The 14,843-nt window shown below is 55.6% G+C and carries 18 protein-coding genes and 1 riboswitch; of the genes, 12 read left to right on the top strand and 6 right to left on the bottom strand.

The features are described from left to right. The first annotated feature begins 200 nt into the window (after nt 1-200). A complete protein-coding gene (gene zraP / locus AB2B48_RS19340) occupies nt 201-641 on the top strand; it encodes a zinc resistance sensor/chaperone ZraP (protein ID WP_368299879.1) in 441 nt (146 codons plus the stop codon). 3 nt (nt 642-644) lie between these two features. Here zraP and AB2B48_RS19335 read toward each other — a convergent pair whose 3' ends face one another. The 6 genes from AB2B48_RS19335 to nudC all read right to left on the bottom strand — a co-directional run bounded on the left by AB2B48_RS19335 (nt 645) and on the right by nudC (nt 5,001). Next, a complete protein-coding gene (locus tag AB2B48_RS19335; RefSeq protein ID WP_368301985.1) occupies nt 645-1,337 on the bottom strand; it encodes a DUF1481 domain-containing protein in 693 nt (230 codons plus the stop codon). A 12-nt stretch (nt 1,338-1,349) separates the two neighbouring features. Further along, entirely contained in the window at nt 1,350-1,622 is a 273-nt protein-coding gene (gene hupA / locus AB2B48_RS19330) for a nucleoid-associated protein HU-alpha (RefSeq protein ID WP_001044509.1), read from the bottom strand. A gap of 186 nt (nt 1,623-1,808) precedes the next feature. Then, nucleotides 1,809-2,399 (bottom strand): YjaG family protein, encoded by a 591-nt coding sequence (locus tag AB2B48_RS19325; RefSeq protein WP_185669926.1) that lies wholly within the window; start codon nt 2,397-2,399, stop codon nt 1,809-1,811. 33 nt (nt 2,400-2,432) lie between these two features. Continuing rightward, the gene (gene nfi / locus AB2B48_RS19320; protein ID WP_368299876.1) at nt 2,433-3,113 is read right to left on the bottom strand and encodes a deoxyribonuclease V; all 681 of its coding nucleotides are present in this window, start codon (nt 3,111-3,113) and stop codon (nt 2,433-2,435) included. A gap of 9 nt (nt 3,114-3,122) precedes the next feature. Further along, nucleotides 3,123-4,187 carry a uroporphyrinogen decarboxylase gene (gene hemE, locus AB2B48_RS19315; protein ID WP_185669928.1) on the bottom strand — a complete coding sequence of 355 codons (1,065 nt, stop codon included), beginning with the start codon at nt 4,185-4,187 and terminating at the stop codon, nt 3,123-3,125. Between the two features lie 40 nt (nt 4,188-4,227). Continuing rightward, entirely contained in the window at nt 4,228-5,001 is a 774-nt protein-coding gene (nudC, locus tag AB2B48_RS19310) for an NAD(+) diphosphatase (RefSeq protein WP_368299875.1), read from the bottom strand. A 98-nt stretch (nt 5,002-5,099) separates the two neighbouring features. Between nudC and rsd the strand changes: the two genes are divergently transcribed. The 11 genes from rsd (at nt 5,100) to AB2B48_RS19255 (ending at nt 14,295) form a co-directional block, all read left to right on the top strand. Then, nucleotides 5,100-5,585 (top strand): sigma D regulator, encoded by a 486-nt coding sequence (rsd, locus tag AB2B48_RS19305; RefSeq protein ID WP_368299873.1) that lies wholly within the window; start codon nt 5,100-5,102, stop codon nt 5,583-5,585. A 53-nt stretch (nt 5,586-5,638) separates the two neighbouring features. Next, a riboswitch (TPP riboswitch) is annotated at nt 5,639-5,748 on the top strand. An 83-nt stretch (nt 5,749-5,831) separates the two neighbouring features. After that, nucleotides 5,832-7,730, top strand: coding sequence for a phosphomethylpyrimidine synthase ThiC (gene thiC, locus AB2B48_RS19300; protein ID WP_368299872.1), 1,899 nt, complete (start codon nt 5,832-5,834; stop codon nt 7,728-7,730). Next, nucleotides 7,730-8,365 (top strand): thiamine phosphate synthase, encoded by a 636-nt coding sequence (gene thiE / locus AB2B48_RS19295; RefSeq protein ID WP_368299871.1) that lies wholly within the window; start codon nt 7,730-7,732, stop codon nt 8,363-8,365. Before thiC ends, thiE begins: the two co-directional genes overlap by 1 nt. Next, the gene (gene thiF / locus AB2B48_RS19290) at nt 8,358-9,116 is read left to right on the top strand and encodes a thiazole biosynthesis adenylyltransferase ThiF (RefSeq protein ID WP_333497325.1); all 759 of its coding nucleotides are present in this window, start codon (nt 8,358-8,360) and stop codon (nt 9,114-9,116) included. The genes thiE and thiF overlap by 8 nt, the downstream gene beginning before the upstream one ends. Continuing rightward, the gene (gene thiS, locus AB2B48_RS19285) at nt 9,097-9,297 is read left to right on the top strand and encodes a sulfur carrier protein ThiS (RefSeq protein WP_185669934.1); all 201 of its coding nucleotides are present in this window, start codon (nt 9,097-9,099) and stop codon (nt 9,295-9,297) included. Before thiF ends, thiS begins: the two co-directional genes overlap by 20 nt. Nucleotide 9,298: 1 nt before the next feature. After that, nucleotides 9,299-10,069, top strand: coding sequence for a thiazole synthase (thiG, locus tag AB2B48_RS19280; RefSeq protein WP_333500551.1), 771 nt, complete (start codon nt 9,299-9,301; stop codon nt 10,067-10,069). Further along, on the top strand, nt 10,066-11,196 hold the full coding sequence (thiH, locus tag AB2B48_RS19275) for a 2-iminoacetate synthase ThiH (protein WP_368299869.1): 1,131 nt from the start codon (nt 10,066-10,068) through the stop codon (nt 11,194-11,196). Before thiG ends, thiH begins: the two co-directional genes overlap by 4 nt. Before the next feature lie 239 nt (nt 11,197-11,435). Continuing rightward, complete coding sequence (locus AB2B48_RS19270) at nt 11,436-12,980, top strand: diguanylate cyclase domain-containing protein (RefSeq protein ID WP_368301984.1); 1,545 nt, start codon at nt 11,436-11,438, stop codon at nt 12,978-12,980. 255 nt (nt 12,981-13,235) lie between these two features. Continuing rightward, nucleotides 13,236-13,541, top strand: coding sequence for a PTS sugar transporter subunit IIB (locus AB2B48_RS19265; protein ID WP_185669937.1), 306 nt, complete (start codon nt 13,236-13,238; stop codon nt 13,539-13,541). A gap of 7 nt (nt 13,542-13,548) precedes the next feature. Further along, nucleotides 13,549-13,866, top strand: coding sequence for a PTS lactose/cellobiose transporter subunit IIA (locus tag AB2B48_RS19260; RefSeq protein WP_035895909.1), 318 nt, complete (start codon nt 13,549-13,551; stop codon nt 13,864-13,866). A 174-nt stretch (nt 13,867-14,040) separates the two neighbouring features. After that, nucleotides 14,041-14,295 carry a hypothetical protein gene (locus tag AB2B48_RS19255; protein WP_368299868.1) on the top strand — a complete coding sequence of 85 codons (255 nt, stop codon included), beginning with the start codon at nt 14,041-14,043 and terminating at the stop codon, nt 14,293-14,295. Nucleotides 14,296-14,843: the final 548 nt, after the last annotated feature.

The following is a 14,843-nucleotide window of genomic DNA, read 5'->3' as shown; positions in this document are numbered from 1 at the left end:
TTTTCGCGCCCGCTAACCCGGCCCTCGAGCACAAACGTCCCGCTTCAACGAGTAAAAATAACCCACCGGGTAGGCTGACGCGGGTCATTTTTACTCACCTGCCGCCGCGAGTGGCCTGAAAACCTCTGTATTATCGCGGTTTGTGAGTCTGGCACAGAAGATGCAATAGCTAAGATAACCACACCACAGGAGAATCAACCATGAAACGGAACAACAATCTGGCCCTTACGCTCTTAGCCGCCGCGGCATTCACCTTCACCAGCGGGGCTGCGTTAGCCGGGCCGCATCACTGGGGCAACAACAGTGATAACGGCGGCTACAGCCAGCTCACCGACGCACAGCGAGCGACGGCGCAGAAGCTACACGATGATTTTTACAACCAGACCAGCGCGCTGCGACAACAGCTCACCTCTAAGCACTATGAGTACAACGCCCTGCTGACGGCCGATAAACCGGATAGCGCGAAAATCGAGGGCGTGGCGCAGGAGATCGAGACGCTACGACAGAAGCTGGATAATCAGCGGGTGAAGTTTGATGTCGCCATGGCGCAAGCTGGGATCCCCCGTCACGGTGGGATGGGCTATGGCTGTCAGGGCGGGCACAACGGAGGGGGTCACATGGGCGGTATGAACCGCTGGTAAGGCCTAGAAGTTCTTTTCGGTCGGCTGCCAGGTGCAGTAGTCTTCGTTCGCCACCAGCAAGAGCTGAGTGCCTTCCGGCGCCTCCAGCCAGGCAATGCTCACTTCGGCGGATGAACGGCTCTGGCGGCTCGCAATATGCCCCAGGGCGCGGGAGTCAAAATCAGGCTTCACCGTTTCGCCTTCACAGGTGGTGACGGAGCCGTCGGCATGCCAGCGCCCCTGACGTAGTACCACTTTCCCCAGCCGCAGCGCGTCGCTGGTCTGGCGGATCTGCTCGGCACGGTAGCGGTAAAGCGCCACCTGGTCACTGGAGAGCTGCTGTTTCTGCCCATCCGTTTCGCGCTGCATAAAGCTCAGCTCGCCGTTGCTATCGAAACGGGCGCGAATATGTTCGGACGGTTTACCGTAGACGTTGAGTTCAATCAGCTGCAGCTTGTCATCCTGCCAACGGTATTCGCTGGTCGAGGTATTGCCGCTGTGCCACGGACTTAGCGTCGTTAAGAGATGGGTCTCGCCGCCGCTATCTTTACGCCAGATGCGAACCGCACCCTGCGTGTCAGCATAGCCGCTGGCGGTGAAAGGCGGTAGCGTGCTGTTATGGCTGCAGGCAGTGAGCAACAGTACGCCAGCCAGCGCCGATAAACGGCACCAGATGAACGAAAGGGGCGAAACCGCCCCTTCTTTAAAACTGTTCACTGCCACGCGGTCTTACTTAACTGCGTCTTTCAGTGCTTTGCCAGAAACAAATGCCGGCACGTTAGCTGCGGCGATTTTGATTTCTTTACCGGTCTGCGGGTTGCGGCCAGTACGCTCAGCGCGGTGGTTCACTTTGAAGGTACCGAAACCAACCAGTTGTACAGCATCACCTTCTTTCAGAGACTCAGTAATAGCAGCCAGGGTGGATTCCAGTGCAGCTTTAGCCTGGGTTTTAGACAGTTCAGCCTTGTCCGCAATTACATCAATCAGTTGAGTCTTGTTCATAAGTTATCCTTACAATGTGTTTATCGCTTGCTAAGCATCGAGTGCGACGAAAATGCCATAAAAGCACTCTCCTGCATACACGCACCGATAGCCACTTTTTTTCGCCCTCCAAATGTAGACCAGACGGGGGGCAGATGTGAAGCCTTCAGGCGTGACAATTCAGGCGGTAAATCACGTTTTGTTGTCTCATTGCTGAAAAATTATACCAATATTGCTCTCACCGGCCTCGCGGAGGTCTGCGCGTAGCCCTTTAATCAGTTCAATATCCCGTTCTTCGCACTCGGCTAAAAGGCGGAAAATCTCCCACTGAATGTCCCATTCTTGCTCTACCGCAGGGTTCAGACGCAGCTCTTCATCGGTCATTTCGCGACCAGCCTGGGTCATTTCCAGCATCGCCACGGAGGTAATAGAACTCTTACTAACTTCGATCGCGTGCTCGAGGGTTTCACCGCTCAGGCGGGAGTGAATTAATTCACTTAATGCCACGCAGGCATCGATCGCTGGATAAACGCCGTACATATCGTAATCGTCGGCTGCCGGGATCGCCTCTTCCAGTTTTTCCAGCTGGCTGTCGAAGTTTACCTTCGCGTCTTTGACCGTCAGGGTTTCCCAGATGAGGTCGAGGATACGACGGTACAGCTGTGGCTCACCAAATTCCGACTCTTTGCAGAACATGGCATAGTTTGGGTACATGCGTTCGCAAAGACAGGCCATAAAGGTGACGTGCTGCCAGCTTTCCAGCTTCTCCAGACGCAGATGAATCGGGTTTTGTAACATGATGAGTTCTCGAATACGGAAATTAGACGCAGTTTACCCGATATGGGGCGGTTTTGCTGCAAGCCGCATAAAAGCCGGGCGCTCTGAGGCCACGGCGTCTGCCCAGCGCGTTGGCTCCGGCAGCCGGTAACCCTGGGTACAGCGCTGCACCCAGCCTAAAGCGCTCTCGAGGCTGACGCGATGGCCCGTGGAGATAAACAGTGGGTTACAGCGCGCTTTGCTGCGCCACACCCACGCCAGTTGCTCGTTTTTGTCCATCAGCGGTGCCAGCGCACCAACCTCTGGCGAGAGGGGCTCAAACTTGCCACACAGCCGTTTTTTCGCCACGCCGATGGTCGGCACGTCCACCAGCAGGCCAAAATGGCTGGCGACGCCCAAACGACGCGGATGGGAAATACCGTGACCGTCGACGAACAGCAGACCGGGTTTGCGCGAAAGCTGCTGCCACGCGGCCATCAGCGCCGGGGTTTCGCGAAAGGAGAGAAAACCGGGAATATAGGGCATGGTGGTGGCGATACGCGCCACCTGATACTCAACCAGCTCCAGCGACGGATATTTCAGCAAGACCATCGCCGCTCGCGTCACTTCGCCACCCTGCTCAAAACCAACGTCGGCGCCGCCGATCAGATCCGGCGGATCGCTGTTGAAACGATCCTCACGGATCACCGATGAGGCCAACTCCAGTTGCTGCGCGCGCAGCGACGCGAGATCCACGTGACGCCCTTAGCGGTGATACTGCGCCGACAGACGGTGCACCGCTTCAACGAAGACACCCGCATGTTCCGGCGGCACGTCCTGATGAATGCCGTGGCCGAGGTTGAAGACGTGGCCTTCGCCCTGACCAAAACCGGCCAGAATCGTCGCCACTTCTTCTTCAATGCGCGCCGCAGGCGCATAGAGCATGGACGGGTCCATATTGCCCTGCAGAGCCACTTTATGGCCTACGCGACGGCGCGCATCGGCGATATCGGTGGTCCAGTCGAGGCCCAGCGCATCGCAGCCGGTTTCCGCCATTGCTTCCAGCCACTGACCGCCGCCTTTGGTGAACAGCGTCACCGGCACGCGGCGACCGTCGTTTTCACGCAGCAGACCATCAACGATTTTGTGCATGTAGTACAGCGAGAACTGCTGATAGTCGCGACCGGTCAGCACACCGCCCCAGGTATCGAAAATCATCACCGACTGCGCGCCGGCTTTAATCTGCGCGTTGAGGTACAGCGTGACGCTCTGCGCCAGCTTATCAAGCAGGAGGTGCAACGCTTTAGGGTCGGCGTACATCATCTTTTTGATAGTGGTAAAGGCTTTGCTGCTGCCGCCTTCCACCATATAGGTCGCGAGCGTCCACGGGCTGCCGGAGAAACCAATCAACGGCACTTCGCCCTTTAGTTCACGGCGAATGGTGCGCACCGCGTTCATCACGTAGCCCAGCTCACCTTCCGGGTCCGGAATCGGCAGCTTTTCTACATCCGCTTTGCTGGTGATTGGCGAGGTAAAGCGCGGGCCTTCCCCGGCTTCAAAATAGAGTCCCAGCCCCATCGCATCCGGAATGGTCAGGATATCCGAGAAGAGGATCGCCGCATCAAGCGGGAAGCGGCGCAGCGGCTGCAGCGTCACTTCACAGGCCAGCTCGGCGTTTTTGCACAGCGACATAAAATCACCGGCATGGGCGCGGGTTGCCTTGTACTCCGGCAAATAGCGGCCTGCCTGGCGCATCATCCATACCGGGGTCACGTCTACGGGCTGGCGCAGCAGCGCACGCAGATAACGATCGTTCTTCAGTTCGCTCATGTTTACATTCCTTTAGCGTTGATGCGCCTATTGTAACATGTCAGTCGTATTCAGCCCGACACATTGCCACGGTATCTTCGATCAGACGACGCGCCACGGTGCCCGGCGGCGGCAGAAGCGGGAGATCGTCGTAGCGATACCAGTTGGCGTTAAGCAGCTCTTTGGGATCGATAACAATGTCGCCGCTGTCGTACTCCGCCATAAAGGCGGTCATCAGCGATTGCGGGAACGGCCACGGCTGGGAGGTGACGTAGCGCAGGTTCTTCACCTTAATGCCGCTCTCTTCCATCACTTCACGCGCCACCGCCTGCTCTAAGGTTTCGCCCACTTCGACAAAACCGGCCAGCACGGTATGCACGCCGTTGCGATGGCGAACGTGTTGGGCAAGGAGGATTGAATCATCGCGGCGAATGGCGACGATAATGCACGGCGCTATCTGCGGGTAGTAGCGCTCACGGCAGTGGCTGCACAGCATCGCCCATTCGGTTTTGCTCGGGTGCATGGTATGGCCGCAGTAGCCGCAGAATTTGTGCGAGCGGTAAAACTCTGCCAACTGCACGCCGCGCCCGGCAAGCTGGAACAGGCCCACGTCCTGGTCGAGAACCTGACGCACGGTGCCCATATCGTGGCGACGCGGCTGCTGTACCAGCCAAACCGGGTCACCTTCCCACTCACCAATCTGGAGTGCGGGCTGACCCACAAGATCGAAATTTACCGCTTCGCCATATGGTAATTCCCCACCGGGCAACCATAATTTTTGTTCGTGGCTGACTATCCACCAGCCGCGATCCAATTTTTCAATTATACGATCCATATCTCTTGCGCTACCTTCGGTTCATAGGCATTTTATTAACATAATGTTTACATATTGACGTGAGCAGATTTTAAACTTACTGATGCGGGGGTCAACCTATGTTAAACCAGTTAGAGAGCCTGACAGAGCGTGTAAAAGGACACCACAGACTGGTCGACCGCTGGCTGAATATTCGTAAGCACCTGCTCGTGGCTTACTACAATCTGGTTGGCCTTAAGCCTGGCAAAGATTCGTTCATGCGTCTTAACGAGAAAGCGCTCGATGATTTTTGCCAGCGCCTGGTCGACTATCTGTCCGCCGGTCATTTCAGTATTTATGAACGCATTATCCATAAAATGGAAGGCAACAGTCCGCTTTTAAACGCCAGCAAAATCTGGCCGCTGCTGGACGCCAATACCCAACAAATTATGGACTACTACGACTCTACGCTGGAGAACGCTATCGACCAGGATAACGTGTATGCCTTCCAGCAGGCGCTGTCCGATATCGGTGAAGCGCTGGAGGCCCGTTTTCTGTTGGAAGACCAGCTCATCATGCTGACCTTCGAGGCGCTCGGCGAGGACGAAATAAAACGCCCGGCTTGAGATTTGCCGCATTAACGAGTAGTTTACATTCATTACCTCTCATCATCTGAGGTTACTTCTTGTCGGAGTGCCCAGTGCGCAAGCACGGGCTGAGACCGTTAATTCGGGATCCGCGGAACCTGATCAGGTTAAGACCTGCGAAGGGAACAAGAGTCAATCTATAGTCGCATCGCCCAAGGGCGATCTTCTCTCTTGCTTCATCCGTCGTCTGACAAGCCATGTCCTTACTTTTATTTGGAATGAGCTATGTCTGTCACTACTAAACCCTCTCGCCGCGAACAGCGCGCCCAGGCCCAACACTTTATCGATACCCTGGAAGGCACCGCGTTCCCGAACTCCCAACGTATCTACATCACCGGTTCGCAGCCGGATATCCGCATTCCGATGCGTGAAATTCAGCTGAGCCCTACGCTAATTGGCGGCAACAAAGAGAATCCACAGTTCGAAGCGAACGAAGCGGTACCGGTGTACGACACGTCCGGCCCCTACGGCGACCCGGACGTCGCGATTAACGTCCAGCAGGGGCTGGCCAAGCTGCGCCAACCGTGGATTGTCGCTCGCGACGACAGCGAAGAGCTGGATGACCGCAGCTCCGCCTACACCAAAGAGCGCCTGGCCGATGATGGGCTGGACGATCTGCGTTTCAGCGGCCTGTTGACGCCGAAGCGTGCCAAAGCAGATAAATGCGTCACTCAGCTGCACTATGCCCGTCAGGGGATTGTGACGCCGGAAATGGAGTTCATCGCCATTCGTGAAAACATGGGCCGCGAGCGCATTCGCAGCGAAGTATTGCGCCACCAGCACCCTGGCATGGCCTTCGGCGCACGCCTGCCGGAGAACATCACGCCGGAATTCGTGCGTGATGAAGTCGCCGCCGGGCGCGCCATCATTCCTGCCAACATCAACCACCCGGAATCCGAGCCGATGATCATCGGCCGCAACTTCCTCGTGAAGGTGAACGCCAATATCGGTAACTCGGCGGTGACCTCCTCCATTGAAGAGGAAGTGGAAAAACTGGTGTGGTCCACCCGTTGGGGCGCGGATACGGTGATGGACCTGTCGACCGGCCGCTATATCCACGAAACCCGCGAATGGATCCTGCGTAACAGCCCGGTTCCGATCGGCACCGTGCCGATCTACCAGGCGCTGGAGAAGGTCAACGGGATCGCTGAAGATCTGACCTGGGAAGCTTTCCGCGATACGCTGCTGGAGCAGGCCGAACAGGGCGTCGACTACTTCACCATCCACGCGGGCGTGCTGCTGCGCTACGTGCCGATGACCGCCAAACGTTTGACCGGCATCGTTTCCCGTGGCGGCTCCATCATGGCGAAATGGTGTCTCTCCCATCATCAGGAAAACTTCCTCTATCAGCACTTCCGTGAAATCTGTGAAATCTGTGCCGCCTATGACGTATCACTGTCGCTGGGCGACGGTCTGCGCCCGGGCTCAATTCAGGATGCCAATGACGAAGCGCAGTTCTCCGAGCTGCACACGCTGGGCGAACTGACCAAAATCGCCTGGGAGTACGATGTGCAGGTGATGATTGAAGGCCCGGGCCACGTGCCGATGCAGATGATTCAGCGCAACATGACCGAAGAGCTGGAGCATTGCCACGAAGCGCCGTTTTACACCTTAGGGCCGTTGACCACCGACATCGCACCGGGCTATGACCACTTCACCTCCGGCATTGGCGCGGCGATGATTGGCTGGTTTGGCTGCGCGATGCTCTGCTACGTTACGCCAAAAGAGCACCTCGGCCTGCCAAACAAAGAGGATGTGAAGCAGGGGCTGATTACCTACAAAATTGCCGCCCACGCCGCCGACCTGGCGAAAGGACATCCGGGCGCGCAGATCCGCGATAACGCCATGTCAAAAGCGCGCTTCGAATTCCGCTGGGAAGATCAGTTCAACCTCGCGCTCGACCCGTTCACCGCCCGTGCCTATCACGATGAAACCCTGCCGCAGGAATCCGGCAAAGTCGCCCACTTCTGTTCCATGTGCGGGCCGAAATTCTGCTCGATGAAAATCAGCCAGGAAGTACGCGACTACGCCGCCGCCCAGACGATTGAAGTGGGCATGGCGGATATGTCAGAGAACTTCCGCGCCAAAGGCGGTGAAATTTACCTGAAACGCGAGGAGGCCTGATGTACCAGCCCGATTTCCCAACGGTACCGTTCCGCCTCGGACTTTATCCGGTGGTGGACAGCGTGATGTGGATTGAACGCCTGCTGGAAGCTGGCGTACGTACCATTCAACTGCGAATCAAAGACAAGCGCGACGACGAGGTTGAAGCGGACGTGATGGCCGCCATCGCGCTGGGCCGACGCTATGACGCCCGCTTGTTTATCAACGACTACTGGCGATTGGCTATCAAGCACCGCGCCTACGGGGTGCATCTGGGCCAGGAGGATCTGGAAACCACGGACCTGAAAGCCATTCAGGCCGCGGGCCTCCGCCTTGGCGTATCGACCCACGACGATATGGAGATTGACGTGGCGCTCGCCGCTCGACCGTCGTATATCGCACTGGGCCACGTCTTCCCCACCCAAACCAAGCAGATGCCCTCCGCGCCGCAGGGGCTGACGCAGTTGGCAGGCCATATTGCGCGTCTGGCTGATTACCCGACCGTCGCTATCGGCGGCATCAGTCTTGCGCGTGCGCCTGACGTGCTGGCGACCGGCGTGGGCAGCATTGCCGTAGTCAGCGCCATCACCCAGGCGGCGGACTGGCGTGAAGCCACGGCACAACTGCTGGCTATCGCAGGAGTGGGCGATGAATGACCGCGACTTTATGCGCTATAGCCGGCAGATCCTGCTGGGCGATATCGCTATTGATGGCCAGCAAAAACTGCTCGGTAGCCATGTGCTGATCGTCGGTTTAGGCGGGCTGGGCTCGCCTGCCGCGCTGTATCTGGCGGGGGCGGGCGTCGGCACGCTGACGCTGGCAGACGACGACGAGGTACACCTCAGTAATCTGCAACGGCAAATCCTGTTCACCACCGACGATATTGCCCGCTCAAAATCGCAGGTCACTCAACAGCGGCTGGCGCGACTTAATCCAGATATTGACCTGGTGGCGCTACAGCAACGGCTGACCGGCGATGCGCTACGCCACGCGGTATCACGCGCCGACGTGGTGCTCGACTGTACCGACAACATGGCAACACGTCAGGCGATCAACGCCGCCTGCGTGGCGCTCAATACGCCGCTTATCACCGCCAGCGCCGTCGGCTTTGGCGGCCAGATCATGGTGCTGACGCCGCCATGGGAGCAAGGATGCTACCGCTGCCTGTGGCCGGACGATGCGGAGCCGGAGCGTAACTGCCGCACCGCGGGCATCGTCGGCCCTGTGGTTGGTGTGATGGGTACGTTGCAGGCGCTGGAAGCCATCAAGCTGTTGAGCGGCATCGACACGCCGAGCGGTGAACTGCGTCTGTTCGATGGCAAAACCAGCCAGTGGCGCAGCCTCGCGCTGCGTCGCGCCCAGGGCTGCCCGGTATGCGGAGGGCGACATGCAGATTCAGTTCAATGATGAAGCGATGCAATGCGCCGAGGGGCAAACCGTCAGCGAACTGCTCGTCCAGCTTAATCAGCTTAAACCGGGCACCGCACTGGCGCTGAACCAACAGATTCTGCCACGCGACCAGTGGCAGCAGCACATCGTGCAGGAAGGCGACCAGATCCTGCTTTTTCAGGTTATCGCAGGGGGTTGATATGTTACGTATTGCGGACAAAACGTTTGATTCACATCTGTTCACCGGTACCGGGAAATTTGCCTCGTCACAACTGATGGTCGAGGCCATTCGCGCTTCCGGCAGCCAACTGGTGACGCTGGCGATGAAGCGGGTGGATTTACGTCAGCACAACGACGCGATTCTCGCCCCGCTGGTTGACGCGGGCGTAACGCTGCTGCCCAACACCTCGGGGGCAAAAACCGCTGAGGAGGCTATCTTTGCCGCCCAGCTAGCGCGTGAAGCGCTGGGGACAAACTGGCTGAAGCTCGAAATTCACCCCGACGCCCGCTGGCTGCTACCAGACCCGATTGAAACGCTGAAAGCTGCCGAAGCGCTGGTAAAGCAGGGCTTTGTGGTGCTGCCATACTGCGGCGCTGACCCGGTGCTGTGTAAGCGGCTGGAAGAGGTGGGCTGCGCGGCGGTGATGCCGCTTGGCGCGCCTATCGGCTCTAATCAGGGGCTGGAGACCAGGGCCATGCTGGAGATTATCATCCAGCAGGCCACCGTGCCGGTGGTGGTGGATGCCGGAATCGGTGTGCCTAGCCATGCGGCGCAGGCGCTGGAGATGGGCGCCGATGCGGTGCTGGTCAACACGGCCATTGCCGTGGCCGACGACCCGGTCACCATGGCAACCGCCTTCCGTCTGGCGGTAGAAGCCGGGCTGCTGGCGCGTCAGGCGGTGCCGGGAAACCGTAGCACGCAGGCCAGCGCCACCAGCCCATTAACCGGTTTTCTGGAGGCGCTGGCATGAAAACGTTCAGCGACCGCTGGCGGCAGCTGGAGTGGGACGACATCCGTTTACGCATCAACGGCAAAACCGCCGCCGACGTGGAACGGGCGCTCGGCGCTTCACAGCTTAGCCGCGACGATCTGATGGCCCTGCTCTCCCCTGCTGCCGCCGACTATCTGGAGCCGCTGGCCCAGCGGGCGCAAAAGCTCACCCGCCAGCGCTTCGGCAATACCGTCAGCTTCTACGTGCCGCTTTATCTCTCGAATCTCTGCGCCAACGACTGCACCTACTGCGGCTTCTCTATGAGTAACCGCATCAAGCGCAAGACGCTGGATGAAGCAGAAATTGCCCGCGAGTGCGGAGCGATACGCGAGATGGGCTTTGAGCATCTCCTGCTGGTCACCGGCGAGCATCAGGGAAAGGTCGGCATGGACTACTTCCGTCGTCACCTGCCGGACATTCGCCAGCAGTTTGCCTCGTTGCATATGGAAGTGCAGCCGCTGGCGACCGAAGAGTATGCCGAGCTAAAAACCCTGGGGCTGGATGGGGTGATGGTCTACCAGGAGACCTACCATGAAGCGATGTACGCGCAGCACCATCTGAAAGGCAAAAAACAGGACTTCTTCTGGCGGCTCGACACGCCGGACCGTCTGGGGCAAGCCGGGATCGATAAAATTGGCCTCGGCGCGCTGATTGGCCTTTCCGATAGCTGGCGGGTCGACTGCTTTATGGTTGCCGAACATCTGCTGTGGCTGCAGCAGCGCTACTGGCAAAGCCGTTACTCTATCTCCTTCCCACGGCTGCGCCCGTGTGCAGGCGGCATTGAGCCTGCATCGCTGATGGATGAACGCCAGCTGGTGCAGACAATCTGCGCGTTCCGTCTGTTCTCTCCGGAGACCGAACTGTCGCTCTCCACCCGCGAATCACCGTGGTTCCGGGATCGGGTTATTCCGCTGGCTATCAATAACGTCAGCGCATTCTCGAAAACCCAGCCCGGCGGCTACGCCGACAATCGCCCGGAACTGGAGCAGTTCTCCCCGCACGATGCCAGAACGCCTGCCGAAGTGGCCAGTGCGCTAGCCGCTCGCGGCCTGCAGCCGGTATGGAAAGATTGGGATAGCTGGCTGGGACGCAGCGCAGCCCGCTAAACGTCAGCTATACTTCTTCAGGGCAGCCTGTTTTTTCGCTGCCCTCTTTCAGATTTTAACGAAATATTGTTTCATTAAAACCGACTTGTAATAGCGATTTAATCTATATATTTAGAACAAATATTCATCTTTACGCCAATAAAGTATAATTATTGAGTCATAAATATGTGTGTTAAATTGCAGTACCAACTCGCTCTGGTTCTGGTCTTCTGCAATCTCTCCCAGGAATGGAAACCATGATGAGTTCTCACAGCAGACGGCTGTCGTTTACTACCCCGATCTTTATCAGTTTTGCTGGCATTATTCTGTGCTTTATCGCTATTGCCATTCTGGTAACCATCATCCAGCGCAACGATATTATTCGCGATTATCATAGTATCAACCGCAACTTCACCCACAACCTGGCGGTCAACTACGCCGAATCTATTCTCAACGAAAATGATTATATTCTGGGACGCGCCACGAACTATTTGGCCCGCAACGACGAGCTGAACAAGGTGGTGAATCTCGATCCTGAGAAAGGGCTGCAATCGATGATGCAGTTGCTGTCGATGATGCCAACGGTTTCTTCACTCTCTGTCGCCGATACCGAAGGTCACTATCTGCGTGCGCCGCAGGCGGTGCAGCGGCAGAACGCTCCGGTCTTTGATGCGACCACCCGCCCCTGGTTCGTCCATCAGGGTGATGTCGGTATTTTCAGCCGCTATACGCAGCCGTACACCGATTTCTATACCCAGCAGCAGACCGTGACGCTGGCGAAGCCGGTCATCTCCCCCGACGGCAAGCTGAAGGGAACGCTGGCCTTCCATTTTGACCTGGCCGCCATGAGCCACACCCTGCGCCAGATGCGTCCGCCGGTACAGGGGGATTTCTTCGTGGTGAACCGTCAGGGTCAGGCGCTGCTGCACTCCGACACCGGCAAACTCTTCCAGACGGTCGTTTCTTCACAGCTGCTGACCAGCATGACAGCTGGCGAAGGCGAGGTATTCGATAAGCAGAGCCGGACCTGGTATTACTACTATTCGTTCACCAATCCTGACTGGTTCGTCATCTACAAAGTCTCCGGACATACGCTCAGCGTGTTGGCACAGCATGAGAGCATCATCATCTCCTGGGGCTTCGCGCTGGCCGGTCTTATCATCATCACCTTCGGCCTGTATTTGCGTCATGCTTCCCGCGGTATTCTGATGAACATTATTAATGCCATCAAAACCGGCGATACCAACCGTGCGCCCGGCCTTGAGGTGATGCTGCATAAGGCGATTGAAACCAACAAAGAGCGTGAGCAGGCCTATGTACGCCAGGCGACCGTTGACTCACTGACCGGCTGTAAAAACCGCTGGGCCTTTGATACCGACATTACCGCCTTGATGAACGACCGACAGTCGTTCGCGCTGGCGCTGGTCGATATCGACAACTTCAAATCCATCAATGATACCTGGGGTCACCTCAGCGGCGATATTGTGCTGCGCAACGTGGCCCGCGAAGGAATAACGATTCTCCAGGCACACGGGCTGTCGCTCTACCGCTACGGCGGCGAGGAGTTCGCGGTTATTTTCACCGCGGAACATATTGCCGAGGCGGCAGCGCTACTCGAGCTATGGCGGATGAATGTTGCCAATAGAAACTGGCGTGAAGAAGGGCTGCATGTCACCTTCAGCGCCGGGCTCGGCGAATGGCACATGGAGACGCTGGACCATCTGGTATCGAGCGTCGACGAGGCGCTTTATAAAGCCAAGCGCCAGGGGAAAAACCGCATCCTGCGAACGACTCACGACGCATAACCCACTCTTGTGTAGCCCGGACGAGGTGCAGCCGCACCGACTCCGGGGCGGCGCGGTGCAAAATCCCGGCGTCACATTGCTCAGCCGGGCTACCTATCCTTCCTCATTTTTTGCACGCTAAATCATGCAAACTGTAACCGGTTTCAGTTTTTTGGGCCGATCTTTGTGATGGCTTACACACAATCATCGTAAAGCAGTTGTTGAACGTTTCAGCTCGCGATAAACATGAGTCATCACGGGTCATGAGGGAGCATTATGAAGAATATCGTTTTATGCTGCGCTGCAGGTATGTCCACCAGCATGTTGGTCCAACGTATGAAGGATGCGGCACAGAAAAAAGGAATTGAAGTCTCAATTAAAGCCGTACCGGTGGCCGAATTTAAAGCAAATCTTAACGATGCGGACATCGTACTATTAGGTCCGCAGGTGAAGTATGAACAAGCTAAGCTGCAGGCTTTGGCTGACCCACTGGGTAAAACGGTCGCCGTCATCGATATGATGGACTACGGCATGATGAAAGGCGATGTTGTGCTTGAGAAAGCCCTTAAGTTAATGGAGTGAGAAAGACGTGGAAGATTTAGAATCAATCATCATGGAGCTGCTGGTGAACGCCGGTGCCGCACGTAGTTCAGCATTAACTGCGCTGCAGCTGGCTCGCAAAGGTGACTTTGAGGGCGCGGAAAAAGCGATGGAAGAGTCTCGCGAGTTCGTCAAACTGGCCCATGGTATCCAGACCCAGCTTATCGGCATTGACGAAGGCACGGGTAAACTGCCGGTCAATCTGATCACCGTTCACTCTCAGGACCACCTGATGAACGCGATGGTTATCCAGGATCTGGCGACCGACATGATTGAACTGTATCGCCGTATTCCACTGGTTAGCTAAGTCAATCGCTCATCCCCGGCAAGTTAAGCTTGCCGGGGATGATGTAATTGCTACATAACATAATGCCTATTCTAAATAGGTTTATATAATTTAAAAACGTCCGGAAGAAAACTTTCAATAATCAAGCTTACTCCTTTATCATGCCGTCAAAGCATTCAACATAAAGGAAAAGGCATGGCTTATTTTAAAGGTACCGATATATTTTTCATTAAAGAGTCTATCTATAGTAAATCTGGACTACCAACCCTTGCTAATACAATTGGTCCTGCAGGAATACAGGTGCTAAAACAAGTCTATCATCTGATGTATGAACAACAAGCTTTATATAAAGGTGAGCCAATAGATTATAGTCAACTTGAGATATGGGATAAATTTAAAATTACATTTGGAATCGATATAATAGAAAGAAAAAAACTGATGGAAAAATAATTTTTAACCTGGAATATTCAGGCTTTTCAACCTTTATCACGCCCATTGATGGGTTTGGTTCTAAGCTACCAAAATGGTTTTCCAGCAAGCACAAAGCAAGTTTACCTACCCCCTATACCTTTGGCAGAGATCCCATTCCTAGCGTCAATCTATACCGCAATATCAGTGCAAAATTCCTGATGGGTTATGGAGATACAGACGTCCCGTGTTCGATGGCAAAATACAATGCAAAAACAGGTCAATTAATTTACATCTCTAGTGAGAATGAATTCTTAGATATAATGAGAAAAACAAAATAGATAACTGTAAAACAGTTTATCTATAAAATACATTTAGAACAATAGACAGCACAACGAACCAGCATGGCATCGAAAAATAGAGGGTTTCTTTTCTCGTCAGGTCTAGCGTTAATCTATAAAAAAACAGCGTAACAATAATAATTATGAGCGTATAAATCAATATCAAAAATGAGTGTTGCGGTAGAATATATAAAGAAAGAAATAATAAAAATGTAGAAATTAATTTTGATAATTTAATTTTCCTGGTAA

It is taken from the genome of Kluyvera sichuanensis, from assembly GCF_040930405.1.
Taxonomy (GTDB): Bacteria; Pseudomonadota; Gammaproteobacteria; order Enterobacterales; family Enterobacteriaceae; genus Kluyvera; species Kluyvera sichuanensis.
This window is presented reverse-complemented; position numbering and strand designations above follow the sequence as displayed.

Excerpts from the sequence above, each read along its gene's own strand:
- zraP (WP_368299879.1), top strand. The coding sequence starts at position 201 with ATGAAACGGAACAACAATCTGGCCCTTACGCTCTTAGCCGCCGCGGCA.
- hupA (WP_001044509.1), bottom strand. The coding sequence starts at position 1,622 with ATGAACAAGACTCAACTGATTGATGTAATTGCGGACAAGGCTGAACTG.
- AB2B48_RS19325 (WP_185669926.1), bottom strand. The coding sequence starts at position 2,399 with ATGTTACAAAACCCGATTCATCTGCGTCTGGAGAAGCTGGAAAGCTGG.
- hemE (WP_185669928.1), bottom strand. The coding sequence starts at position 4,187 with ATGAGCGAACTGAAGAACGATCGTTATCTGCGTGCGCTGCTGCGCCAG.
- nudC (WP_368299875.1), bottom strand. The coding sequence starts at position 5,001 with ATGGATCGTATAATTGAAAAATTGGATCGCGGCTGGTGGATAGTCAGC.
- rsd (WP_368299873.1), top strand. The coding sequence starts at position 5,100 with ATGTTAAACCAGTTAGAGAGCCTGACAGAGCGTGTAAAAGGACACCAC.
- thiC (WP_368299872.1), top strand. The coding sequence starts at position 5,832 with ATGTCTGTCACTACTAAACCCTCTCGCCGCGAACAGCGCGCCCAGGCC.
- thiE (WP_368299871.1), top strand. The coding sequence starts at position 7,730 with ATGTACCAGCCCGATTTCCCAACGGTACCGTTCCGCCTCGGACTTTAT.
- thiF (WP_333497325.1), top strand. The coding sequence starts at position 8,358 with ATGAATGACCGCGACTTTATGCGCTATAGCCGGCAGATCCTGCTGGGC.
- thiS (WP_185669934.1), top strand. The coding sequence starts at position 9,097 with ATGCAGATTCAGTTCAATGATGAAGCGATGCAATGCGCCGAGGGGCAA.
- thiG (WP_333500551.1), top strand. The coding sequence starts at position 9,299 with ATGTTACGTATTGCGGACAAAACGTTTGATTCACATCTGTTCACCGGT.
- thiH (WP_368299869.1), top strand. The coding sequence starts at position 10,066 with ATGAAAACGTTCAGCGACCGCTGGCGGCAGCTGGAGTGGGACGACATC.
- AB2B48_RS19270 (WP_368301984.1), top strand. The coding sequence starts at position 11,436 with ATGAGTTCTCACAGCAGACGGCTGTCGTTTACTACCCCGATCTTTATC.
- AB2B48_RS19265 (WP_185669937.1), top strand. The coding sequence starts at position 13,236 with ATGAAGAATATCGTTTTATGCTGCGCTGCAGGTATGTCCACCAGCATG.
- AB2B48_RS19255 (WP_368299868.1), top strand. The coding sequence starts at position 14,041 with ATGGCTTATTTTAAAGGTACCGATATATTTTTCATTAAAGAGTCTATC.